Consider the following 25,491-nt stretch of genomic DNA (forward strand, 5'->3'; position numbering starts at 1 on the left):
GGAGGGTGAAGCTCATGGCAGCTCCAATTACGGAAATCCATAATCCTATAACAGAGGAAGAAATAAAGCTACAAAAACTCGAAGAACTAAAAACGCTTGTCACCAACAATGAGGATGTGTTGAACAATATGTTTAAAATCCTCGGTGAACTTAATGAATCAGGTGTCCTTGAAGCTGCGAATTCCATGCTTCAAGGAAAAGAACAAATTGCAAAAATCGCTCTTCAACAAGTCACAAGACAACCTGTAACCAATTTAATCAATACCCTTATGGGAGCAACAGGAGCCTTGATGAACGCTGATGCCGCACAATCTACAAAACTACTTAACAGCGCACTAGCAGGAGTCGATGAAGCCAACAAATTCCTACAGACCGATAAGAAAATTGGTGTAATGAATTTAATGAAAACATTAAATGACCCAGATATAAATCGAGCAATCGGTTTTGGCATCCATTTCCTAAAAGGAATGGGTAAGGAACTAAAAGAATAGATTTAGAACCTTTTTTACAAGTGACTATCCCCAAAAGTAAGCTTTCTCTCAACAAATAGATTAAGACTTAAAAGAAGTTCATCCTTCTTTTGAGTCTTTTTTCTATCATGCACGACGATATTGAAAACAAAAGGATGGATGAAATGCTAACACATGAAAAAGTCATGGATGCTTTGAAACATGTCGAAGATCCTGAATTGCATAAAAGTATTGTAGAGTTGAATATGGTTAGAAATATCAAAATCGACGGAACCGATATCCAGTTAGAAGTAGTCTTAACCATTCAAGGTTGTCCTTTAAAAGCGAAAATTCAGGAAGATATTGAAAACTCGCTAAAAGCCATCGGTGCTTCAACTGTGTCTTTACAATTTGGCTCGATGACTAAAGAAGAACGAGAAGCCTTGACGAAATTACTAAAAAGCAATGCAACCACTGAAACGGGTATGCCTAATATGCTTCGCCCTGATTCAGGTGTGACCTTCATTGCCGTTACAAGCGGGAAAGGAGGAGTTGGAAAATCAACTGTTACGATTAATCTCGCAGTCTCTTTAGCACGCATGGGCAAACGTGTGGGCATTTTAGATGCTGATATATATGGCTTCAGCGTCCCAGCAATGATGGCAATTACCCAAAAACCAACAATGATTGACCAAACCGTCATTCCCGTTGTCAGTCATGGTGTGAAGGTCATGTCCATGGGATTTTTTGCAGCAGATGATAATCCTGTTATGTGGCGGGGACCTATGCTTAATAAATGGATAAAAAACTTCCTTGTGAACACGCATTGGGGAGAACTGGATTACCTGCTGCTTGATTTACCTCCTGGAACTGGAGACGTAGCCATCGACGTAGCGGCAATGATCCCTCAAGCTAAGGAAATCGTTGTAACCACTCCACATAACGTCGCCTCTTTTGTCGCTTCAAGAGCAGGTGCAATGGCCAAACATACTAAACATGAAATCTTGGGTGTCATCGAAAACATGGCATATTTTGAAGAACAGGACGGATCGAGGAATTACCTGTTTGGAAAAGGTGGCGGGGCCATTTTGGCACAACGACTTGAAACTGAAGTAATTTCTACCATCCCATTCTCAAACCGCAAAGAAAATAACGACGCCTCTGTCTTTGATGAAGAATCGTACGTTGGAGAAACCTTCACATCTTTAGCAGAAGATATTATCAATCAAGCATAATTGAACAGAGGTTGACTCTTAAGAGTCGTCCTCTTTTTTTACTCATTAAAAGACAAGCTGTATACTCTCCCCTTATTCGCCCCCCTACTTGTTAGATTCAATGATTGCAATATTCTCGTAGCACTAGCAGAAGATGAAACAAGTAAAAACTCCCTCAATTGACGATTGATTTATAGTCGAGAGTTATAGCGGATACACTTCCGGAACTTGTTATTGGAATGAATAAGACGAGAATTTACTCAATTTTGCCGATATCGAGCGGCAAATCCTTGCGAGGGGCAGGTCCTCTCCTTTGTCTATTAAACCTTGCACAGGAGCAGGAGCACCTGGAAGAATTCGGAATAAAACTTTCCAAATACTTTGCCTGTAAAATCCGGTTTCTGTTCTAACCCCGATTGTAAGAATGAGGAATTATCAACTTTACGCTATTTCTCTAGAGTGTATTTTTAATAATGGACCCTTTATTTGCGTTACCGTTTGTTCAAAAGAAGTAATTATCTTATAAAAATTCAACCTATATGGAATTTAATTCGATAGTTATTCCTTTTTATATCACATATAATAAAACGAAAAAGAGCAATTAGCTCATATTTGCTCTTTCCATACAAAAATAGCCATATTTAGTCAGTAAGGAGATAAAAATATGAATGTTGTACATATTTGTTTTGGTGATTCTGCTTATGGGAGTTTAAAAAACATTTTTCAAAAAAGTAATGAACACCAAAACCAACAAATTATTTGTATTAATGAAGATTTTTCAATAGGTCCTATTTATAAATTAGAATCTATTGAAGGGCTACACGAAAGAAAACAATGGCTGAAAGAAGTGTTAACAAAAACAGGACCAACCTCAGATACAGACTACTTAGATTGGATTGAAACAATCCTTAAAAGTAATTCACGAATCGCAATTGAAGTTCCGAGTAATAGCAGAGTAATCTTATGGCATGGTGACAATACTTCTGATGAAATCGGTTTAAGATTTGTATTATTTTTACTTCAAAATAAACATATTCAATTTGAAGAGGTCGATGTTACAGAGTACAGCCACCATATAGAATACAAAGTACGTGACTTACAGGACAAAGAAATTTCATATGTGATAAGAAGTTTAGATGAAATGCCTCCAAAACTGATTTCAGATGCTCTACAAATGAAAAAAAGCATGTCTCATATAAAAATTAAAGATTTAATAAGTGACTGGAAAAAATGGTCTCAAACGAAAGACGTATTAAGAATATTATTAGATGGAAAACTAGTAGCTGTATCTGAAGATTATTATGATGGATCTATCTTAAAAAATATTTCAAATGAATATCAAAGTGCAGCCCGAGTTGTTGGAGAAGTAATGGGGGAAAGTGACCAATGTATTGGTGATACGTATTTAGCTTTCCGAATATACCAATTGATTCAGCAACAAAAATTAAGTTATCAAGGAAATCTGGGATCTTTAGGAAAATTGAAGATTCGATTATCTTAAATAGTAGAACTTAAAGAAGATGACCCCTGTTAAATACAGGAAATCATCTTCTTTGTGCTGCATGCTTATAGATTGTTGTTATTCGTTCTGGCTTCGATTAACATTCTAGTAAAGCATTAGGCGGTATGTGTTTAATATTGCTGAAAAAACTAAGTTCAAGATAAGAATCTTTTGTTAATTTGTATTTGTCCCTCCGCCATTCAATCCTTCTTTAATCAGCTCGTTGACTTTACTGTTCCAGAGCATTCCCACGTGGTCTACACCGCTAATTTGAACGTTTTTCGCTCCCTGAAGTATTGAAAGCGAAGTGGGTACAACATAGTCGTTGGTACTGTAAATCGAAGTATAACGGATTTTACGGGTAGGATCTGTACCTACGGGAGCTTTCGATGTTACAAATTTGTTTGGAGAACCCAACGTTACCACATCGTTTACCTTGCTTCCGCCGCCATTGAGGAGAATATAAGTCAGGGTATTGATGCCTCCCGCGCTGTGTCCAATAATATCAACCTTACTCTTTCCTGTTTTCTTTAACACTTCATCTACATAAGGAGCTAGCTGTCTTGCATTATTCAAGCTATTACCCGATTTATCCACCATTTCGATGGCATACAGTTCATTATCGGACCAGCCTTGTGCTTTCAGGTAGTTCTTAATGCTGTTAAAGTTTCCGCTATTACCGCCGGCTCCGTGAATGAAGATAACTGGATCATGGCTGTTTGTCTGTGCTTTGGAATCAGAAGGCTGAATAGTAACAACAGAAAAAATAATGGCCATGCATGCAATTATTGAAAGTAGCAATCTCTTATTTTTCATTATTTCCCTCCTATGTGTTTGTCTGCTTTTTTGTTACGTTAATTGTCATACATTTTGGAGGGTGAAACAACCGGCAACTTTTTGTAACACTGGTTACGGCTGGAATTTAACTGGTAAATAAGAGAAAAACTACTTCGCCTATGGCCCTGTAAAATACAGAAATCATCTTTTTTGTGCCACCTAGTCCTTTTTTCAAAAGACCTTTACAAAGGGGACACTTCATTTAAATTTCTCCTTTATATTTTTGTATCAATGATAATATTTTCCATTTTCATTAATTGGTATATGCAAATAAGGGTAACAGCCCTAATTGACCATTGTTTTCTTTCTTCTTGTAGCGTCAGGAAAATGCGGATTTACAACGTTAAGGAAATGCCAATATAAATAGCCCAATTTCTCAGCATTAAAATTGAGGAATTGGGCCTTTTTCGTTACTTGTTCCTACTTTACACTCTTACTTGTAAGAGAATAACTTTAATGGTTTTTTTAATTTTCATCATTTACTGACTCCAATGTTTATTAATAATATGGATGAATGATTTAGAATCATTGCACTTTGTACATTAAATAAATTTGATTTGCAATATAATCTGAACTAAAATGAAGCCCCTTCGTTATCCACCACATGATGATGCCTACCAATGAAGCTGTTTTAATATCAACCGCGACATAGTCAGCAGGTAAATCCTTTTTGGTATTCTTTCTTCTTGTTTCTACTAGTTGCTTTAAAAATAAAAACAATTGCTCCTCAAATTGATTCATTTTAAATATAATAAGTAAATAATTTCGATGGATATATAAATAATCAAGAAATTGTGTTAGCTTTTGTTTTTCTGATAAATCTTTTGCATGTATTAAATCAACAATTTTATTAGAAAGCTCATTTGAAATCTCGTTGGTGATTTGCGTTAGTAAATCTTGAATATCTTGATAATGTAAGTAAAATGTTGTCCGATTTAATTCTGCTTTGGCTGCGACTTTCTGAACCGTTAAGTTTGAAATGGTGGGGTCCTCACATAAAAGAGAAAAGACGGCATTTTTAAACATTTCTCTTGAACGAATTGTACGAGGATCTTCTTTTTTAGGTGTAGACATTTTTAACCCCCTTTATAGATTTTCCTTTGACTTTCTCAACATCATATATGTTTTATGTCGAGTAGTGAACATTTTTAAAAAAACTGTTCATGGTCAAAGAATATATATCTTGTTACTATTGATTTTATCGACACGGTGTCGATAATTCAAGTCTAGAATAAAGGAGTTTATGAATGCAGAAGGAAATAGCGGAAAAAAATAAAAAAATCTTATTAATGGTCCTGATTGCTGGCTGTTTTTTATCAACATTAAATCAAACACTATTAAATGTAGCAATGAGTAATTTTATGGAGGTATTTCATGTTACGGCTGCAACTGTACAATGGCTATCAACAGGCTTTATGCTCGTAAACGGTATTTTAGTGCCGATTACTGCGTTTTTAATGAAACGGTTTACAACAAGGCAGCTGTTTATTAGCTCGATGTTCTTTTTGTTCATGGGGACTGTGCTATGTGCCTGTGCCATGAACTTTAGCATTCTGTTAACAGGAAGAATGATTCAAGCAATTGGGGCAGGAATTATTATGCCACTAATGATGACGGTTATTTTGTATTTATACCCTAGTGAAAAGCGTGGAAGTATTATGGGAACTATCGGCTTTGCCATAATTTTTGCCCCAGCCATCGCTCCAACAATATCTGGCTTTATCATTGAATATGTATCATGGAGATGGCTATTTATTGGATTAGCTCCAATCGTATTAATCGTCATTTTTCTTGCTTTTAAATATTTAATGAATGTTGCAGACACAACAAAAGCAAAATTAGATATCGTAAGTGTCATTTTATCAACGATTGGGTTTGGTTGTATTTTATTTGGATTTAGTAGTGCAGGAAGCAAAGGATGGGTACATCCAGTTGTTATTACAACAATCATCATCGGAATAATCGTTACAACTCTATTCTGTTTACGTCAAATAAAGTCTAACGATCCATTATTAAATTTATCAGTATTTAAGTATAAAATTTTCACTCTTACATCAGTCATTAACATACTCATTACGATGATTATGTATGCCGATCTAATTCTTTTACCAATTTACTTGCAAAATGGACGAGGTTTTACCGCATTTGAATCAGGTCTACTTCTATTACCTGGAGCCGTGATTAATGCCTTCTTATCACCTATCACAGGTAAAATGTATGATAAATACGGGGCGAAACCACTCTTTATTACGGGTTTAGTATTTATCATTATTTCGATGTGGGGTGCAATTGATTTGACCGAATCCACAACTTATATGTATTTAATGGTTCGTACCATTATTTTACGAATTGGATTAAGTTTCATTTCGATGCCTTTAAATACAGCAGGGTTGAATGCTTTACCCAGAGAATTAGGTTCACATGGTTCAGCAGTAAATAATACCATTCGCCAATTAGCAGGTGCTATAGGAACAGCAGTTATCATCACAGTGTATACAATTCAAGCAACTTCGCATGCTTCTCAGTTATCCATTGAAAATGGAGACATTTCAGCTACACAACTAGCGAAATTATCTTCTATCTTCAGCTCAAGTGACGCCTATGTATTTATGTTATTCGTATCTTTTGTAGCATTAATTTTTGCATGTTTAATGCCTAAAAAAGTAGCCATTCAAAAATACGAAAGTGAATCACATAACTAAAATAGTCAACATTATTATTTAGTGTATTTAAAATGAAAGCATATCTGAGAAATCTCAGATATGCTTTGTTATTTTTCAGATATTGCAATTCCATATAATTCATCTCGGATTAGGTAATTTTAATGGTGACTTTTACATCATAAATCTACTTTAGGATGGGATCATATTAATTTACGGGATTAATTCAGAGAAAATGATCACCCTAAATTCTTTAAAGACCATTAAAACTTTCTTAACGTTGTAAATCTGCATTTTCCTGACGCTATCCTAATAAGTGTTGCTTTATTATAAATTATCAATCTTTATATTAAATAATCTAACTTTGTTTTAAATGATCAATCTTTTTTATAAAACCACAATAAGTGAGTTAACGTTAACTTTGTGGAAGCATAACCCTGCATTTTATGAAAAGTTACGCTTCCTGTTATATAAAAATAAAAAACCACCAATATATGTATTGGTGGAGACGGTGGGAGTCGAACCCACGTCCAGACATAACGGCACTTAAGCTTCTACGAGTGTAGTCGATATATTCGCATTTCGCGAACTCATTAGCCTATCGACAGGCGGCAGAGCAGCTAGTCTGATTGGTCTCTTCCTTCATCCTCAGACGGTGGATTCCGGCGTATCCCACTTAGAGTGAGTCCCTTACCCTACCACGTGGGCCATGGAGGGAGGAACAGCTATCGACTGTTGTTACGCAGCGAAAGCTAGGTTGTTGTTTTGTTTGCCAGTTATAGGCGTTGACGTTTTAACGAGGCCGATCCCCTCGACTCGCAACTTAAGCTCGAACTATCCCTGTCGAATCCGTAACGTCCCCATGATTAAAATGGAGCGTACGAGAAAAGAATAGTCAGCAAGTTGTGCTGATATTCAGTTGTCATCGGTACAGGATTAATTATAACAGATTCATTTAAAAAATCAATTGTAAGGTCTTGGCAGTTCTACATCTTCTGTCTGTCACGAAAAGCACGTTCAATATCACGTTTCGCTTCCTTCTTCTTCAGGTCTTCACGCTTGTCATATTGTTTCTTCCCTTTACCCAGCCCAATTAAAACCTTGGCAAAGCCATTTTTCAAATACATTTTCAAGGGTACAATTGTGTATCCTGTTTCTTTCGTTTCCCCAATAAGCTTATTAATTTCCTTTTTGTGTAGGAGAAGTTTTCGTGTCCGTAATGGATCATGATTGTAACGGTTTCCTTGTTCATAAGGGCTGACATGCATATTATGTAGATACAATTCGCCGTTTTCAATTTTGGCAAAGGAATCCTTTAAATTGGCTTTTCCGGCCCGAATCGATTTGATTTCTGTCCCTTGCAAAACAATTCCTGCTTCAAAGGTATCTTCAATAAAGAAATCATGAAATGCTTTTTTATTTTGTGCTAATTGCTTCCCTGAGCCTTTTGGCATCTAACTCTCCCCTTTATCATCCAATCAGGGAGAGGATGACTGGATCATCCTCTCTCCTCAATCTTATCTCTTTTTAGGTTTTCTTTTGCGCTTAGCAGCGGGCGCATTTTCAAAGAATTTTTTCTTCTTTTTCGGTTTTCTTTCTGAAGAAGACGAATCACTATTGCGATTGCCTCCACGGCTTCCGCCTTTGCTTTCGTTACGGCCCGAATTACCACCGCGGCCTCGTTTACGCTCACCTGAATTAGCCTTGAATATTTTCTTCTCCCCAGAAGGACGAGGACGGCTAACTTTCATGCCGATGATTTCAAAATCAATGGCCCGTTCCTCTTTATTCACGTTGGAAACACGTATGTCTATCTCATCGCCAATCCGGAATACCTTACCTGTTCGTTCCCCGATCATCGCAAGCTGACGCTCATCAAAGCGGTAATAATCATCCGTCATAAAGCTGACATGAACAAGCCCCTCAATGGTATTCGGCAGCTCAACAAACATCCCGAAGTTCGTAACAGATCCAATGATACCGGTGTATTCTTCACCAATTTTATCAAGCATGTACTCTGCTTTCTTCAAATCATCGGTTTCCCGCTCAGCATCGACTGAGCGACGTTCGCGCTTCGACGTATGATCGGCAATCTCAGGTAAAATGGCATTCCACTTTTCCTTGGTAGCTTGATCTAGTTTACCCTCCACCAAATAGGTCCGAATTAAACGATGCACGATTAAATCCGGGTAACGGCGTATCGGTGATGTGAAATGGGTATAAAACTCAGCTGATAAGCCAAAGTGACCCAAACTCTCCGGATCATATTTAGCCTGTTGCATTGAACGAAGCATTACCGTTGAAATAACCGTTTCTTCCGGTTTTCCAGCAACAGCCTCAATGATTTCCTGTAAAGCCTTTGGATGAACATCATTGGCCGATCCTCGAACAATATATCCGAAGTTCGTAATGAATTCAAAGAAACGCTGCAGTTTTTCAGGTTTCGGATCCTCGTGAATACGGTAAATGAAAGGTACATCAAGACGATGGAAATGCTCTGCAACAGCTTCGTTAGCTGCAAGCATGAACTCTTCAATCAGCTTTTCCGCAACTGATCTTTCACGTAATACAACTTCAGTTGGATGTCCTTCTTCATCCACAATGACTCTCGCTTCATTAAAATCAAAGTCGATTGCACCGCGGTTCATCCGCTTTTTACGAAGAATGGCCGCTAACTTCTCCATGTCCTGGAACATAGGTACCAGCGCTTCATAGCGTTCGAGTTGTTCTTCATCTTTGTCCACAAGAATTTTGTTCACATTGCCATAAGTCATTCGTTCCGTCGTTTTAATGACACTTTCAAAAATTTCATGATTGACGACATCGCCATTTGGCGTGATTTCCATTTCACACGATAGTGTAAAACGATCAACTTGAGGGTTCAAAGAACAAATACCATTCGATAAACGATGCGGAATCATAGGAATAACCCTGTCCACCAAATAAACGCTCGTACCTCTTTCAAGAGCTTCCTTATCGATCGGTGAACCTTCCTTCACATAATGGCTTACGTCAGCAATATGTACACCCAACTTGTAATTGCCATTTTCAAGTTTAGAAACCGTAACAGCATCATCCAAGTCCTTAGCATCCGCTCCATCTATCGTTACTAATACATCATTACGCAAATCCCTGCGGTTGCCAATTTCACTTTCTTCAATGGTATCCGAAACGGCATTAGCTTGCTCCATGACTTCTTCAGGGAACTCCATTGGCAAACCATATTTATGAATTACTGACAGAATATCCACGCCAGGGTCATTCTTATGTCCAAGAATTTCAATGACTTCTCCTTCTGCACTTACACGTCCTTCAGGATAAGAAGTCAGCTTAACAACAACCTTATGACCCTCTACCGCTCCATGAGAAGCATGCTGTGGAATGAAAATATCATTCGCAATTTTTTTATCATCTGGGATGACAAAACCAAAACTTTTACTCTCGGAGTATGTACCGACTACTTGTGTAATTCCGCGTTCAAGAATTCTAATAACTGTACCTTCTTGTCTTGAGCCAGATGTTTCTGAAGAAACACGGACCATGACGATATCTCCATGCATTGCTGTACCTGTTTCATTTGGCGGAATGAAAATATCATCCATTCCTGGATTATCTTCTGGTGTAACAAATGCGAAGCCCTTAGCATGTCCTGTTAACTTACCGCGAAATAAGTTCATTTTTTGCGGCAGACCGTAACGATTGCTTCTCGTTCTGACTACCAATCCCTTTTCTTCCATCTTAACTAGCGCCTTCACGAAATTCTTGAAGTCTGCTGAGTCTTCGATTTTTAGAGCCTCTTCAAGTTCTTGTACTGTTAATGGCTTATACGCTTCGTCTGTCATATACGTCAGAAGCTTGTTTATGTGTTCTTGAATGTTATCTTCCATAAAACCCCTCCTATTCAGGGTATGATAAATTTGTTATTCGGACCAATCCAGACTTTCTAAAAATTCAAATACATCTTCATGCAACTGGTTACGTTCTTTATCAAGGGTTATGACATGACCGGATTCTTCATACCACTTGATTTGTTTAACAGGTGATTCGATAGCTTCATAAATAATATCGGCACTTTTCGGATTGATTACATCATCATGCCGACCCTGCACGACAAATGTCGGCGTGTAGATATGATCGACGTGCTCTCGTACATCAGTTATCAATTCCTGAAGAGCTTTCAATGTATTCATAGGTTTGTCAGCAAAGCGGTCCATTTCCTGCTCTATTTGTTCTTGTGTTTTCCCTTCGTACTTCTTAAATTCTCTGGCGTACTCCAATACTCCTTTATACATCATTTCTTCACTTTTAATATACATAGGCGCACACATTGATACGATACCCTTTATAGGTACAGTGTAACCTAATTTCAGAGAAAATACGCCTCCTAATGAGAGTCCAGCAACAGCAATTTCTTCATGGCCTTTGCTTTTTAAAAAATCATAGGCCATCATGACATCTTTCCACCAATCAGCAGGACCCGTTTTTACCAATTCCTCTGGTGGCACACCATGTCCTTTATAGTGTGGAGCATGACAGGTGTATCCCTGTTTCTCCAAGTATCGGCCAAGCATACGTACATCTGCAGAATTTCCCGTAAATCCGTGTAAAAGTAAGACAGCTCTTTTTCCGCCTTCAAAAGTAAAGGGCTGTTGCAGCTTGATTTTCATGATTAAAAGCTCCTTTATTTGTAAATAGCATCCAAAAAAATTTCTGTATTTTATCATTAAGTGCTAAAATTACTATATCTATACATACAACTATAGTGCAAAGAAAAAAGCCTAGCTATTTAGCTAGACTCATTTTTGATCCATTACACATCAAAGAATGCAACAAGTAAAGTTAAAGCAAAGAATAAAACAGCTAATACTATCGTTGCCCGATGTAAAATTAGGTCTAAGCCGCGTGCTTTTTGTTTTCCGAATAACTGTTCAGCACCACCGGCAATCGCACCTGATAAACCTGCACTTTTTCCTGATTGAAGCAATACCGTCACAATAAGAGCGATACTAACAATCACTAAAAGCGTTATGAGAATTGCATGCATGCAATTACACCTCCTGAAGGACCAATACAATTAATTTAACTTTACCACACCCAATAAATATCTACAATCTTTGTTATGATTTTATGGTAAGAACTTCTAAACATTTATAGTCATTGATTTCTTTTTGAATCAAAGTTTGAGATAATTTACATAAAGAGAAGAAAGAGGTGTCACCATGTTTAAGTCCATACTTCGGATTCTTGATCTCCTGACCATCCTATTCTCGGCGGTTGCCGGTTATTCTTTATGGACAGGCGGTAGCAACCTTATGAGTGTCCTGTTAATCATCCTATCACCGCTTTTATTGCTGCTTGCCAAGTATCACGGAAACCGTTACTTATTATTTGCTGCATATATCACGACAACTATTTATTTTACTGCTATTATTTATAATGGACTTTCCAATAGCAGTGTCGACTTTTTCCAATCAAGCTTTCATGTACTTCTAATTGGGGCAGCAGCTGTTTTACTGAGTATCATAGCCGCAGTTATTGGGTTTGGAACTAATACCCTTACGATTCTCTGGCTATCGCTACACGCCCTAGTCACATTTGAGACAATCAGAATGTCATCTGGTTTCCTTTCGCACTATTGGTCTACACCAGTCGTGGAAGCCGCAGTCCGTAATGATTATCCTTTTTTGTTGATGGTAGTCTGGATTGGATTATTTCTGGATAAATATCAGAGTGAATTAACAAGGGACTATTTATCCCGGTAATATTGTAAAAACTTTATCTTTGGAAATCTTATTTTAAATGCAAGGGGCCTTTCATATGTTAAAACCTATATTTGCAGCAACTGCTCTTTCAACTTTTATTCTATTAGCTGGATGTTCATTCGACCTATCCAACGATGATAAAAAAGAGCAAAAAGAAGAACAGCCGATCTCCCAAGATACGGAGACAGAAACTAATGAGAAAAGTGATTCAAATGAATCGGCCCAACGCCAGGTAGAAGTCGATACGACTGTTAAACCCGCACAGAAAGGGCTTCAGACATTGGCCGAACCGGAAAGCATACCTGTCCTTGTCAATAAACAATACAGTCTGCCGGAAGATTACAAACCTGACGATCTTTTCTATCCAAAAGTAGATTTCATCTTTCAAGATAAAATTGAAAAAAGAATGATGCGAAAAGAAGCAGGAGAAGCTCTTGAAAAAATGTTCCAAGCTGCTGAAAAAGAAAACATGCATTTAGCTGGCGTCTCTGCCTACCGCTCACACCAAACACAAGTCTCTATCTTTAATAACTATGTGAAAAGAGATGGGGAAGAAAAAGCTAAAACCTACAGTGCTCTGCCCGGAACAAGCGAGCATGAAACAGGTCTAGCTATTGATGTTACGACCCATGATGGTGCATGCGCTGCTCAAGACTGCTTCGGCGACACAAATGAAGCTACCTGGCTGGCCGAACACGCCCATGAATACGGATATATTATCCGCTATCCAAAAGGCAAGGAAAGCATCACAGGCTATAAATACGAACCATGGCACATCCGCTATGTTGGTGTTGATACCGCTGCTGAAATTTTTGAAACTAATAGTACATTAGAAGAATTCTATAATGCAGTTCCCGTACAAGCTGTAACGGATAAATAAAAAAAGGTGCCCAGATGCGGCACCTTTTTTTGGATGAATTCGATTTAATCAAACGTTTGATTAAATCTATTTATCAGGCTTGAACCCAATGTTATTAAGGTTTTCATAAAAAAAGCTGGCTCAGTATTCTCGTCTTTCAACGAATTTTAGAGTCAGCCTTTTTTAGAAGATTACTTCTACAAGTTATAGAAAGATTTCAAGCCGCAAGATCACCCAGCTGGTCTTCAATGCGAAGAAGTTGGTCGATTGCATGTGATTTCATGAAATCCACCTAGTTCCCTTTGCCAAATCTATTATTGTCAATTGAAATAAAAAAGAAGAAGATTTTCATCTCCTACTTTATTAAGTAATCATCATTATAAAAACCTATATACGCGTCTCTCTTCCATTTAACAAAGTCATAATGTATTTAATAACTTCATCAGGTTTAATATCTTTAATAGAAACATATATTAATGTTCACCAAATTTTTTCCACTAGATAATATTCTTTCCAGTTATTTATTTCTATCATGAACTCCTTCAAAAATCCTTTATAAACATAAAAAACCTCCTATTTAAATGTGGATTACCACATTTAAATAGAAGGTCAAAAGCATTAATCTGTACTAATTAAATCTGCTTCTCGTCAGAAGCGGACTTCAAAATGATTACTTCTTCAAGTTATAGAAAGATTTCAAGCCACCATATACAGCCAAGTCACCAAGCTGGTCTTCGATGCGAAGAAGTTGGTTGTATTTAGCGATACGGTCTGTACGAGACATAGATCCCGTTTTGATTTGCCCTGCGTTTGTTGCAACAGCGATGTCAGCGATTGTAGCATCTTCTGTTTCACCTGAACGGTGGGAAACGACTGCAGTGTAACCAGCGCGCTTTGCCATTTCGATCGCATCAAACGTTTCAGTTAGTGTACCAATTTGGTTCACTTTGATCAGGATAGAGTTGCCGATGCCTTTTTCGATGCCTTCAGCCAATTTTTTCGTGTTGGTTACAAATAAATCGTCGCCCACTAATTGAACTTTTGAACCTATGCGTTCAGTTAGAAGTTTGTGTCCATCCCAGTCATTTTCATCCAAGCCGTCTTCAATAGAAAGAATCGGGAATTCATTCACTAGCTCTTCATAGAAAGCAACCATTTCTTCGGATGTGACTCCATTGCGGCCTTCGCCTGCAAGATCGTATTTGCCTGTTTCTTTGTTATAGAATTCAGATGAAGCTACGTCCATACCAAGGTAGATATCTTCGCCTGCTTTGTAGCCTGCTTTTTCAATTGCCTCGATAATGACTTGTAACGCTTCACGGTTTGAACCAAGGTTTGGCGCAAATCCTCCTTCATCACCAACAGCCGTGTTCAGGCCTTTAGCAGAAAGAACAGATTTTAAGGCATGGAATACTTCAGCACCCATACGAACTGCTTCTTTGAAGCTAGGAGCACCGACAGGAAGAATCATAAATTCCTGGAAGTCGACATTGTTATCGGCATGTGATCCACCGTTAATGATGTTCATCATTGGAGTTGGAAGTTGTTTCGCATTGAACCCTCCAAGGTAACGATACAATGGTAAACCGGAAAATTCCGCAGCAGCGTGGGCTGCAGCCATTGATACACCAAGGATTGCATTTGCTCCCAAGTTTCCTTTGTTTTCTGTACCATCCAGTTCAATCATGGTAAGGTCAAGGCCTGCTTGGTTTGTTACATCCAAACCGATGACAGCTTCAGCAATGATCTCATTTACATTATCAACTGCTTTTTGTACCCCTTTACCCAGGTAACGAGATTTATCTCCGTCACGAAGCTCAACTGCTTCGTGTTCTCCTGTGGAAGCACCTGATGGTACAATTGCTCGTCCGAAGTATCCGGACTCTGTTTGGATTTCTACTTCTACTGTTGGATTACCACGAGAATCTAGCACTTCGCGTGCATATACATGTTCGATGTACGGCATTATAAATCTCTCCTTTTCCAATTCACAATTTTATTTAGATAATAGGGATTTCCCTGTCATTTCAACAGGTTTTTCGACTCCAAGCAAATCAAGCATCGTTGGAGCTAAATCACCTAGGATACCACCTGTTCTTAATGTTACCTGATTTTTAGTGATAATGACAGGCACAGGATTTGTTGTATGGGCTGTCATGGGGTTGCCTTCAAGCGTTACAACTTCATCAGCATTCCCATGGTCAGCGGTTATGATTGCTGTTCCACCTTTTGAGACGATTAGATCGACAATTTTACCTAGGCACTCATCCACGGTTTCAATCGCTTTAATAGTCGGCTCCAGCATCCCTGAATGGCCGACCATATCCGGGTTGGCAAAATTCAAAAGAATAGCATCAAAGCGGTCCGCCTCAATTTGTTCCAACAACGCATCCGTCACTTCATAAGCACTCATTTCTGGCTTTAAATCATATGTAGCAACTTTCGGAGAATTAATTAAAATTCTCTCTTCTCCAGGAAACTTCTCTTCACGTCCGCCGCTCATGAAAAATGTCACATGAGGATACTTTTCAGTTTCAGCAATGCGAAGCTGGGTTAGTTGATTTTGAGAAAGTACTTCCCCTAATGTATTATCAAGATTTGTTGGCTTAAAAGCAACATATCCGTCAACTGTTTCTGAAAAATGTGTCAAGCAGACAAAATGCAGGTTATTCGGATGACCAGGACCACGGTCAAATGATCGAAAATCCTTATTCGTAAACGTATTTGAAATCTGAATTGCCCGGTCTGGACGGAAGTTATAAAAAATAACCGCATCATCATCTTTTATTGTCGCTACCGGTTTCCCATCATCCGCTGTAATGACTGAAGGTATCACGAACTCATCAAAAATACCATGTTCGTAAGAGTCTTCTACACATTCCATCGCAGAAGGGTAAGCAGGTCCATCACCGTACACCATTGAACGATAGGATTTTTCCACACGCTCCCAGCGTTTATCACGGTCCATGGAATAATATCGTCCGGATATGGTCGCGAACTGACCAACACCAATTTCCTTCATTTTCGCTTCCGCATCCTTAATATAACCTTGTGCCGTTTTCGGTCCAACATCCCGTCCATCTAAAAATGCATGAACATATACGTTTTTAACTCCTTCTTTAGCCGCCAATTTCAGCAGGGCATACATATGTTCAATATGACTGTGCACACCGCCATCTGAAAGGAGACCAAAAAGATGAAGGTCTGTACCTTTTTTCTTGGTATGGTTCATGGCATCAAGAAAAGTTTGGTTTTCTGCAAACTCTCCTTCACGAATTGCTAGGTTCACACGGGTCAGACTTTGATAAACGACCCGTCCGGCCCCTATATTCAAGTGACCCACTTCAGAGTTCCCCATTTGACCAGCAGGCAAGCCGACAGCTTCCCCGCTTGCAGTTAAATGGGAATGCGGATACTGGTCCCAATAACGATCAAAGTTCGGTTTTTTTGCATGAAAAACAGCATTTCCCTCTTCTTCATTGCGGCAACCAAAACCGTCTAAGATGATAAGTGCCACAGGCGACTTACTCATAGTGACCAGCCTCCAGCAATTGTAAAAAGGAATCGGTTTTCAAGCTTGCCCCGCCTACCAATGCACCGTCAATATCAGGCTGTGCCATATACTCTTTGATATTCTCAGGCTTCACACTGCCGCCGTACTGAATGCGGATGGCTGCCGCTGCTTCGTTAGAAAACTTATCAGCAACAACTGAGCGGATATGTGCGCAAACTTCATTTGCATCCTGAGCAGATGAAGATTTCCCTGTTCCAATCGCCCAAATCGGCTCATAAGCAATAACGGCTTGTTTCAATTGGTCATCAGATAGCCCCGCAAGGCCTTTTTCAATCTGGCTACCAACGAAATTATTCGTTTCTCCAGCTTCCCTCTGCTCCAGTGTTTCACCACAACAGACGATAGGCGTTAACTGATTTGCAAAAGCAGCATGAGCTTTTTTATTTACAGCTTCATCTGTTTCGTTGAACATTTCCCGGCGTTCAGAATGACCTAGAATGACATATGAAACACCAAGATCAGCTAACGCGATTGGGCTGATTTCTCCAGTGAAGGCACCACTTTCTTCAAAATGCATGTTTTGCGCCCCGATTTTCACATCGGTTCCTTTTGCTGCTTTAACAAGTTGATCCAAAAATAAAGCTGGAGCACATACAACTGACTCGATTAAATCTTGCTTCGGAATCAAATTGCTCACTTCTTCTAAAAAGGCAGTCGCTTCAGATAGTGTTTTATTCATTTTCCAGTTTCCTGCAATAATCGGTTTTCGCATTTGGTTTCTCATCCCTTCTAAAGTTGATATTTTTAACGGTTCACTCTTATTTATCGTTCAAGGCTACTACGCCAGGAAGCTCTTTGCCTTCCATGAACTCAAGAGAAGCACCGCCACCAGTTGATATATGGGACATCTTTTCTGCTAAGCCAAACTTTTCAGCAGCTGCAGCAGAATCCCCTCCGCCTACAATGCTGTAAGTATCTTTTGCTTCCGCCAATGCTTCAGCAACAGTTCTCGTTCCATTCGCAAATTTATCGAATTCAAATACACCCATTGGTCCATTCCAAATTACTAGCTTAGAGCCCTTGATTACATCTGCGAATAATTCACTTGTTTTAGGTCCAATATCAAGCGCCATTTTATCATTTGGGATAGCATCAATATCGACATTCTGGGCTTCTGCATCAGGTGAAAATTCTGCTGCTACAACAGCATCAATTGGCAAATGCAGTTGTACACCTTTTTCTTTCGCACTCTCAATGAAAGATTTAGCCAGCTCGATTTTGTCTTCTTCTAATAAAGAATTACCGATTTCATGACCTTGCGCTTTAATAAATGTATAACCTAATCCACCACCAATAATCAAGTGATCGACATTTTCCAACAGGTTCTCGATAACACCTATTTTATCCTTTACCTTTGCTCCCCCAATTATAGCTGTAAAAGGACGTTCTGGATTGGATAGAGCTTTTCCTAATACCGCAAGCTCTTTTTCCATTAACAATCCAGCAACAGCAGGAAGATGATGGGCTATCCCTTCCGTTGAAGCATGTGCACGGTGCGCAGCTCCGAAAGCATCATTTACATAAACATCAGCCAATGCAGCAAATGACTTCGCTAATTCAGGATCGTTCTTCTCCTCACCAGGATAGAAACGAACGTTTTCCAATAATAGAATCTCGCCATTTCCCATGTTATCAATGATTGATTGAACTGACTCCCCGTAAGCTTCTTCAGCCTTTTGTACATCTTTTCCACTAAGTTCACTTAGTCTTTCCGCAACAGGAGCTAAGCGCAATTCTTCAACAACTTGTCCCTTTGGACGACCAAGGTGGCTGGCTAAAATAACTTTAGCACCTTGTTCTGTCAGATAGGAAATCGTCGGCAGTGCAGCTTTGATTCTCGTATCATCCGAAATCTTTCCGTCCTGCATCGGAACGTTGAAATCAACACGGCAAAATACGCGTTTCCCCTTTAATTCAATATCTCTAATCGACTTTTTATTCATAATCCAAGAACCCCCTTAGATATTGTTATCATATTTTTGATTCTTTTAGTCAAAAAGGGAGAGGGTAAATATCCCAACTCCCCTTTTCTCTTTTTCATTATAGTCGGTTTCCAGGAAATTATCCAAAAACAAGAAATGTAAACGCTTGACTGTTTAATGACTTACTAATAATATCATCTTCTGCCAAGTTTTTTTAGAGGTGTTATTAAAAAAACCTCACCTTGGTGAGGTTTTTTTTAATATTCTAATTACAATCCTTTTTTAGCCAAATAGTCAATTAAATCTACAACACGGCTAGAATATCCTGTTTCATTATCATACCAAGATAATACTTTTACCATGTTTCCTTCCATTACCATCGTGGAAAGAGCATCAATTGTAGAAGATGATGCGTTACCGTTATAGTCACCTGATACTAGAGGAAGTTCACTGTAATCAAGAATTCCTTTTAGTTCTCCTTCTGATGCTTTTTTAAATGCTGCATTTACTTCTTCAGCTGTTACATCTTTTTCAAGCTCTGCAACAAGGTCGACTACAGATACGTTTGGAGTAGGTACACGCATTGCCATACCATTCAATTTCCCTTTAAGTTCAGGAAGAACAAGTGCAACAGCTTTTGCTGCCCCAGTTGTTGTAGGAATGATATTTTCAGCCGCTGCACGTGCTCGACGATAATCTTTATGAGGCAAATCAAGTATTTGCTGATCATTTGTATAAGAGTGAACTGTAGTCATCATACCGCGTTTAATTCCGAATTGTTCATGAAGCACTTTAGCAAATGGAGCTAAACAGTTCGTCGTACATGAAGCATTTGAAATAACGTGGTGGTTTTCTGCATCATATTTGTCTTCGTTTACACCCATAACGATCGTGATATCTTCATCAGATGCAGGAGCTGAAATAATAACTTTTTTCGCGCCAGCTTCTAAATGTTTAGCAGCATCGGAACGTTTTGTAAAACGTCCTGTAGATTCTACAACTACTTCTACTCCTAGTTCTCCCCATGCTAACTGTGCAGGATCACGTTCAGCCAATACTTTAACTTTATGGCCATCAACAACTAAGTAATCCCCATCCACTGTTACTTTTTCATTAAGAGAGCCATGAATTGAATCATATTGCAGAAGGTGCGCTAACATATTAGCATCTGTTAAGTCGTTAATAGCTACAATATCTACCTCAGGATTACTCAATGCTGCCCGAAATACATTACGTCCAATACGTCCAAAACCATTAATTCCAACTTTTACTGCCATGAAAAATTCCTCCTTTTAAGTTCGCAAATATATTAAGGGGTATAATTCCCCTGAATTAACTCTTGTGCTGCCGCTTCATCCGTGATTAAAACCGTCGATGAAGGTGCGCCTTTCATATATGAACGGATTGCTTTTGCTTTAGTTTTCCCACCTGCTACAGTAATCACTCGCTTTTCAGGGCTAAGATCATCTAATTGAATGCCGACAGTCAAAACTTTATGGACAACTTTTCCGTTTTCATCGTAATAATAACCGAATGCTTCTCCTACAGCATTTCCATCAATCAGCTTCTTTAACATTTCTGGTGTAGAATTTCTTCTTTTAGCCATTGCCAAAGCATCACCAATTCCATGGATAATCATATCGGCTGACTTGATTTGGGAAATGACTTCTTTAATTGCAGGTTCTTTCATAAAGGAAGCATATACCTCACCGCTTAATTGATCAGGTACATATAACACTCGGTACGAGGCATGCGTCTTATGTGCCATTTTCTCTACAATGGTATTAGCTTGATTCTGTACAGCTTCACCAATTCCGCCGCGAGCAGGGACAAATGTCAATTTCCTTGACGCTTCATCAGGTGACAAAGAATTAGCTACTTCGGCCATTGTTGATCCACCTGTAACAGCAATGGTATTCTTTGATTCCCACTCTTGTTTCATACGGTTTGCACACGCTTTGCCCAATTCTTTTTTCACCCATGGAATTTCATCACAATTACCAGAGACTATGATGACTTCATCAACTTGTAATATGTCCTGCAACTTCCGTTCCATTATGTCTATACCCATTACTTCACGCATTATTCCTTCTAACTTATCCAGGATCTCCATCCCTTCATCAGTGAGAGTCATTCCAGAACTGAATATATTTATCAGGTTCTGACTTTTCAGAAAATCAACCTCACCTCTTAGCGTCCGCTCCGTCAAATTAAGGCTAACTGCCAGACTTCGCCTTCCAACTGGCTGCATCATATTGATATAACGCAGGATATCATATCTTTTTTGCATAACCATAAGGAAATCAGGTAATAATTTTCTTTGTACCTCGAGTAATGTACGCATGTTTAAAACTCCTAAAAGTTAAAGTTGGACACTTTTTGTCCCGTATAGTCATTTAATGTCCCACTTAAAACAAAAAAATATTCCTGCTACATATTTTATTCTAGCAGGAACGGAATGTTTCTTCAAATGATTTGAAAAATTATTTTTCCACAAGCCTATTTAAAGCTGATTTATCAACATTTCCGAATTGAATTATATTACCTTTCCATTCTATAACAGGAATCATAAGCCCGAACTTTTCAAGTAAAGCATCATCAGAATAGATATCAATTTCCGTATATACTATACCTGATTCAAATTTAATCTCTTCAAGAATCTGTTTGGCCTTTTCACATAATGGACATTTTTCCCTGCTGTATAAAACAAACACATTTGATTCCAAATCACTCATCCTTTTCAATCATATCTTTTTCGTTTAGATGAAGAAGGAATCCCTAATTGTTCCCGGTATTTGGCGACAGTTCGACGTGCCAGAATAATTCCATTCTCCTCTTTTAAACGTTCAGCCAAGTCCTGGTCCGAAAGCGGCTTTTGTTTATTTTCACTATTGATTGCTGCCTGGAGGCTTTTTTTTGCTTGCATGCCCGACATATCTTCATCAAGGCCGACAGATTGTAAAGAAGTAGTGAAAAATACCCGCATCTCTATCGTACCAAATGGTGTCTGCACGTATTTCCCTTTAACAGCCCGGCTTACTGTGGACTCATGTATGCCAAGCTCGTCAGCGATTTCTTTCATGGTCATCGGCTTTAAATAATTTAAACCGTGATGAAAGCACGCTGGTTGTTTTTCGACTATACACTGAATAACCTTCAATATAGTCTCTTTTCTCTGTTGAATCCCTCTTGAGATCCATTGGTATTCTTGCCACTTATCCTGGATAAAACGTTGCACTCCCTGGTCCTTATGACTCTTCATTCTGTTTAAATACCCTTTATCCACGTTAAGATTGGGTGTGTTACCATCATAATTCCCGACAAGCAGGATTCCGTCACGAACTTCCACGACTACATCCGGCACAATATAGGATGGTTTTTCCTGAAAAAAGAGTGAAGCAGGACGCGGATTCAATGTCTGGACATAATCAAAAACTTCTTGAATCTCCTTCATTGTAGCGCCAATTTTTTTACTTAAGTCTTTCCACCGCTTTTCAGCAAAATCGAGGAAATGGTTTTCTATGATCGATTCTGCCAGCAGATTCACACCTTCTGCTTTTACCTGAAGTAAAAGACATTCTTGAAGATTCCTCGCTGCAAGCCCATGCGGCTCGAGTTGCTGTAAAAGTCGTAGGCTCTCTTCTAAAACGACTGAAGATATCCCCGGAACACATATATCTTCTAGCTGGATTCGCAAGTAACCGTTTTCATCAAGGTTATGAATTAAGAGCAACATCGCCTTCTGCTGCTCACCAGAAAGTTGCTGGTGATTCACTTGCGACATGACATGCTGTTCAAGTGAAAGGGTATCTTCACTGATTTGTTCAATCCAATAATTGGCATCATACGTATTTTTAAGAGTTCGTTTACCCTTTTTCCGGTCAAGGGTTGGCTGAAACAAAGCGGATGTTGGCTGATCTAGGGACAGTAATGGATTTTCCACCATTTTATTTTCTAAAAAAGCGGAAAGCTCTTGTGCGGAGTACTGCAACAATGTAATAGCTTGCATCAGCTCCTGGGTCATTGCCAATTTTAATGTTTGCTGTTGAAAAAGTCCTGCTTTCATATTCATACTCATCGATTCATCCCTCCCCCATTCCATTTTACATTATCAGGAGAAAATTCTACACAAAAACCCATGAAAACGCTTACGTTTTTTTCTGAATAGTGTATTTGTTTTAAATACTATATGTCAGGAATGCGATTTTCACAACTACTTTTATTGAGAAATCAACATTTCTCAAGGGTTATGACTAATATTATCCAAAAGAGGGTGACATTACATAATTCGATGGAAATTTACGGAAATCGATTAAATTCATCAAAAATCGCTTGGATCCATCGGATGCCTTCACTTAAAAATGACAAATAAAAAATCCCCCACTTAATTAAGCGGGAGATTGGTAATGCCCTCGGCAGGAATCGAACCTGCATTTCAAGCTTCGGAGGCTTGCGTTCTATCCGTTGCACTACGAGGGCGAAATAGAAGATCATTTACTATATTTTTTCGACAGACTTCATTATATGATAGAATGCCTTCCTTTGCAAGGGTTATCAGGTTTAAAACTTCGGCTTTTGGGTATTATGGGTAATGTGGAAATTCATCCCTGTGCGGCATAATTATTAATAAATTTAATTAGGAAGGAGACTTAGCTAGAAAATTGTCGAACAAATTATCAATTATAGGGTTTGTTTTGTTTGACCTAAATTGACCAAAAAGTGTATCATACATACATAAAGAATTTAAATGATTCTCTTAATCGAAGGAGGAAATGAACATGAATTTAATTCCTACAGTTATCGAACAAACAAGTCGTGGGGAGCGTGCCTACGATATTTATTCCCGTTTATTAAAAGACCGGATCATTATGCTTGGAAGCGCAATTGATGACAATGTTTCCAATTCTATTGTTGCTCAATTACTATTTTTAGAAGCAGAAAATCCTGAAAAAGATATTACTTTATATATCAACAGCCCAGGTGGAAGCATCACATCTGGTATGGCTATCTACGATACAATGCAATATATTAAACCAAATGTATCAACTGTATGTATTGGTATGGCTGCTTCTATGGGCGCATTCCTATTGGCTGCTGGTGAAAAAGGCAAACGTTATGCCCTGCCAAACAGTGAAGTCATGATTCACCAACCACTTGGAGGAGCTCAAGGTCAAGCAACGGAAATTGAAATTGCAGCCCGCCGTATCCTTCACTTGAAAGACAAATTAAACCAAATCCTAGCAGAACGTACTGGACAACCTATAGAAGTCCTTCAAAGAGATACAGAACGCGATAACTTCATGACCTCTGAAAGAGCTCTTGAATATGGCTTGATTGACAAAGTCATCACTCGTAGCAATCTTGAAGATAAAAAAGACAAATAATAAAACTAAAGGACTCGAAAGTAGCATAAAGCGACTTTTGAGTCCTTTTTCTTTTATGTGAAAACTTTAAGAGGATGCTTGTTGGCATCCTCTTATTTTATCCTTCTTGCTGTACGAATTCTTCTAATGCCTCTATTGCTTCTTTTTCATCACGGCCTTCAACAATAAGCTTGACGGACACGCCAGAGCTAATGGCAAGACTCATTAATCCCATAATACTTTTTGCATTCACTTTTTTTCCTTCTTTTTCAAGGAAAACATCTGAATGAAAGCGGTTAGCTTCTTGAACAAAAAGAGCCGCCGGTCGTGCTTGTAAACCTGTTTTTAGTCGTACTTCTACCTGTTTTTCCACCATCTTGATCTCCCCTGTTAGCTTTATTTTTTCGCAGCAATAGCTTCTCCTCCACGGAGTCTATCAGCTATTTCATCAATTTTTCGCAACCGATGATTAATCCCCGACTTACTGATGTTTCCTCCTGATACCATTTCTCCAAGTTCCTTTAAGGTTATATCCTGAAATGCTATCCTTAGCTCCGCAATTTCCCGAAGCTTATCTGGTAAAATATTTAATCCTACCGTATCCTCAATGTAATGGATATTTTCAACCTGACGCAATGAGGCCCCAATCGTTTTGTTCAAATTAGCTGTTTCACAATTCACAAGGCGATTTACGGAATTACGCATATCACGGACAATTCTTACATCCTCAAACCTTAATAAAGCTGAATGAGCTCCCACAATACTTAAAAACTCAGCAATTTTTTCGGCTTCTTTTAAATAAATGATATACCCTTTTTTACGTTCTAGCGTCTTAGCCTTTAAACCAAACTTATTCATTAGCTCACAAAGCGCATCATTGTGCTCTTTATAAAGTGAGAAAATCTCAAGATGATAGGAAGACGTTTCCGGATTATTAACCGAACCTCCCGCAAGAAATGCACCTCTTAGATATGAACGCTTACAACATTTTTTCCCAGCAATAGTATCGGATATAGCATGGAGAATTTCAAAGCCTTCGCCTAAAATTTCTAAATCGGTTAAAATCCGCTGCCCTCCAGATGACATCCTGACAATATAAACATTATTCTTTTTAAGCTTCATCTTTTTACGAACCAGCAGCTCGACCTGGACCTCATAACTTTTTTTCAACAGCGTGTAAATCCGTCTGGCAATCGCTGCATTTTCAGTTTGAATATCCACAACAAGCTTCCGATTAGAAAATGAAAGGGATCCATTCATCCGGATAAGTGCGCACAATTCTGCTTTTCCGCAACAATCCTTTCCTTCCAATGTAGTAAGCTCTTTTTTTGTTTCTGAAGCAAAAGACAT

The 25,491-nt window shown here is 38.6% G+C and carries 23 protein-coding genes, 1 tRNA gene and 1 other RNA gene; 7 read left to right on the forward strand and 18 right to left on the reverse strand.

Annotation, left to right across the window (positions count from 1 at the left end; all coding sequences use genetic code 11):
- Positions 1–14 precede the first annotated feature (14 nt).
- From NST21_RS26130 to NST21_RS26140, 3 genes are all read left to right on the forward strand, one after another.
- The gene (locus tag NST21_RS26130; RefSeq protein WP_053348631.1) at positions 15–491 is read left to right on the forward strand and encodes a DUF1641 domain-containing protein; all 477 of its coding nucleotides are present in this window, start codon (positions 15–17) and stop codon (positions 489–491) included.
- A 143-nt stretch (positions 492–634) separates the two neighbouring features.
- Positions 635–1,684, forward strand: coding sequence for a P-loop NTPase (locus tag NST21_RS26135; RefSeq protein WP_340892115.1), 1,050 nt, complete (start codon positions 635–637; stop codon positions 1,682–1,684).
- 643 nt (positions 1,685–2,327) lie between these two features.
- Positions 2,328–3,164: a DUF1835 domain-containing protein gene (locus tag NST21_RS26140; RefSeq protein WP_340892116.1), complete on the forward strand. Its 837-nt coding sequence runs from the start codon at positions 2,328–2,330 to the stop codon at positions 3,162–3,164.
- Positions 3,165–3,338: 174 nt separating this feature from the next.
- Here NST21_RS26140 and NST21_RS26145 read toward each other — a convergent pair whose 3' ends face one another.
- Positions 3,339–3,980: an esterase/lipase family protein gene (locus NST21_RS26145; RefSeq protein WP_201187299.1), complete on the reverse strand. Its 642-nt coding sequence runs from the start codon at positions 3,978–3,980 to the stop codon at positions 3,339–3,341.
- 546 nt (positions 3,981–4,526) lie between these two features.
- A complete protein-coding gene (locus NST21_RS26150) occupies positions 4,527–5,075 on the reverse strand; it encodes a TetR/AcrR family transcriptional regulator (protein WP_053348628.1) in 549 nt (182 codons plus the stop codon).
- 173 nt (positions 5,076–5,248) lie between these two features.
- Here NST21_RS26150 and NST21_RS26155 point away from each other — a divergent pair, with 173 nt between their 5' ends.
- Positions 5,249–6,703 carry a DHA2 family efflux MFS transporter permease subunit gene (locus NST21_RS26155; protein ID WP_340892117.1) on the forward strand — a complete coding sequence of 485 codons (1,455 nt, stop codon included), beginning with the start codon at positions 5,249–5,251 and terminating at the stop codon, positions 6,701–6,703.
- A gap of 458 nt (positions 6,704–7,161) precedes the next feature.
- Here the strand turns inward: NST21_RS26155 and ssrA are convergent.
- The 5 genes from ssrA to secG all read right to left on the reverse strand — a co-directional run bounded on the left by ssrA (position 7,162) and on the right by secG (position 11,705).
- Positions 7,162–7,523, reverse strand: a transfer-messenger RNA (tmRNA) gene (ssrA, locus tag NST21_RS26160).
- Between the two features lie 124 nt (positions 7,524–7,647).
- Positions 7,648–8,115 (reverse strand): SsrA-binding protein SmpB, encoded by a 468-nt coding sequence (gene smpB, locus NST21_RS26165; RefSeq protein ID WP_053348626.1) that lies wholly within the window; start codon positions 8,113–8,115, stop codon positions 7,648–7,650.
- Positions 8,116–8,178: 63 nt separating this feature from the next.
- Positions 8,179–10,548: a ribonuclease R gene (gene rnr / locus NST21_RS26170; protein ID WP_057215845.1), complete on the reverse strand. Its 2,370-nt coding sequence runs from the start codon at positions 10,546–10,548 to the stop codon at positions 8,179–8,181.
- A 33-nt stretch (positions 10,549–10,581) separates the two neighbouring features.
- Positions 10,582–11,328: an alpha/beta hydrolase gene (locus tag NST21_RS26175; protein WP_056524536.1), complete on the reverse strand. Its 747-nt coding sequence runs from the start codon at positions 11,326–11,328 to the stop codon at positions 10,582–10,584.
- Positions 11,329–11,471: 143 nt separating this feature from the next.
- Positions 11,472–11,705, reverse strand: coding sequence for a preprotein translocase subunit SecG (secG, locus tag NST21_RS26180; RefSeq protein ID WP_053348623.1), 234 nt, complete (start codon positions 11,703–11,705; stop codon positions 11,472–11,474).
- A 175-nt stretch (positions 11,706–11,880) separates the two neighbouring features.
- Here secG and NST21_RS26185 point away from each other — a divergent pair, with 175 nt between their 5' ends.
- Both NST21_RS26185 and NST21_RS26190 read left to right on the forward strand, forming a co-directional pair.
- On the forward strand, positions 11,881–12,423 hold the full coding sequence (locus NST21_RS26185) for a hypothetical protein (RefSeq protein ID WP_340892130.1): 543 nt from the start codon (positions 11,881–11,883) through the stop codon (positions 12,421–12,423).
- A gap of 55 nt (positions 12,424–12,478) precedes the next feature.
- Positions 12,479–13,303 carry a M15 family metallopeptidase gene (locus tag NST21_RS26190; protein WP_340892131.1) on the forward strand — a complete coding sequence of 275 codons (825 nt, stop codon included), beginning with the start codon at positions 12,479–12,481 and terminating at the stop codon, positions 13,301–13,303.
- 649 nt (positions 13,304–13,952) lie between these two features.
- Here NST21_RS26190 and eno read toward each other — a convergent pair.
- The 9 genes from eno to NST21_RS26235 all read right to left on the reverse strand — a co-directional run bounded on the left by eno (position 13,953) and on the right by NST21_RS26235 (position 23,257).
- The gene (gene eno, locus NST21_RS26195) at positions 13,953–15,248 is read right to left on the reverse strand and encodes a phosphopyruvate hydratase (protein ID WP_053348619.1); all 1,296 of its coding nucleotides are present in this window, start codon (positions 15,246–15,248) and stop codon (positions 13,953–13,955) included.
- A gap of 30 nt (positions 15,249–15,278) precedes the next feature.
- Entirely contained in the window at positions 15,279–16,814 is a 1,536-nt protein-coding gene (gpmI, locus tag NST21_RS26200) for a 2,3-bisphosphoglycerate-independent phosphoglycerate mutase (RefSeq protein ID WP_340892133.1), read from the reverse strand.
- Positions 16,807–17,568 carry a triose-phosphate isomerase gene (gene tpiA / locus NST21_RS26205; RefSeq protein ID WP_340892135.1) on the reverse strand — a complete coding sequence of 254 codons (762 nt, stop codon included), beginning with the start codon at positions 17,566–17,568 and terminating at the stop codon, positions 16,807–16,809. Before tpiA ends, gpmI begins: the two co-directional genes overlap by 8 nt.
- A gap of 46 nt (positions 17,569–17,614) precedes the next feature.
- A complete protein-coding gene (locus NST21_RS26210; RefSeq protein WP_098177241.1) occupies positions 17,615–18,799 on the reverse strand; it encodes a phosphoglycerate kinase in 1,185 nt (394 codons plus the stop codon).
- A 248-nt stretch (positions 18,800–19,047) separates the two neighbouring features.
- On the reverse strand, positions 19,048–20,055 hold the full coding sequence (gene gap, locus NST21_RS26215) for a type I glyceraldehyde-3-phosphate dehydrogenase (protein ID WP_053348615.1): 1,008 nt from the start codon (positions 20,053–20,055) through the stop codon (positions 19,048–19,050).
- Between the two features lie 32 nt (positions 20,056–20,087).
- Positions 20,088–21,122: a sugar-binding transcriptional regulator gene (locus NST21_RS26220; protein WP_057215863.1), complete on the reverse strand. Its 1,035-nt coding sequence runs from the start codon at positions 21,120–21,122 to the stop codon at positions 20,088–20,090.
- Between the two features lie 139 nt (positions 21,123–21,261).
- Positions 21,262–21,504, reverse strand: a complete 243-nt coding sequence (locus NST21_RS26225; protein ID WP_235566054.1) for a glutaredoxin family protein — start codon at positions 21,502–21,504, stop codon at positions 21,262–21,264.
- A gap of 14 nt (positions 21,505–21,518) precedes the next feature.
- Positions 21,519–22,856 carry an RNA polymerase factor sigma-54 gene (gene rpoN, locus NST21_RS26230; RefSeq protein ID WP_340892139.1) on the reverse strand — a complete coding sequence of 446 codons (1,338 nt, stop codon included), beginning with the start codon at positions 22,854–22,856 and terminating at the stop codon, positions 21,519–21,521.
- A gap of 329 nt (positions 22,857–23,185) precedes the next feature.
- Positions 23,186–23,257 (reverse strand) — tRNA-Arg (locus NST21_RS26235).
- Between the two features lie 299 nt (positions 23,258–23,556).
- On the opposite strand from NST21_RS26235, the gene clpP reads away from it, so the two are divergent.
- The gene (gene clpP, locus NST21_RS26240; RefSeq protein ID WP_053348613.1) at positions 23,557–24,162 is read left to right on the forward strand and encodes an ATP-dependent Clp endopeptidase proteolytic subunit ClpP; all 606 of its coding nucleotides are present in this window, start codon (positions 23,557–23,559) and stop codon (positions 24,160–24,162) included.
- Between the two features lie 97 nt (positions 24,163–24,259).
- Here clpP and NST21_RS26245 read toward each other — a convergent pair whose 3' ends face one another.
- Positions 24,260–24,517 (reverse strand): HPr family phosphocarrier protein, encoded by a 258-nt coding sequence (locus NST21_RS26245; protein ID WP_053348612.1) that lies wholly within the window; start codon positions 24,515–24,517, stop codon positions 24,260–24,262.
- A gap of 20 nt (positions 24,518–24,537) precedes the next feature.
- Positions 24,538–25,491: a DNA-binding protein WhiA gene (whiA, locus tag NST21_RS26250; protein WP_340892142.1), complete on the reverse strand. Its 954-nt coding sequence runs from the start codon at positions 25,489–25,491 to the stop codon at positions 24,538–24,540.

The organism is Peribacillus sp. FSL K6-1552 (assembly GCF_038005205.1).
Classification (GTDB): Bacteria; Bacillota; Bacilli; order Bacillales; family DSM-1321; genus Peribacillus; species Peribacillus butanolivorans.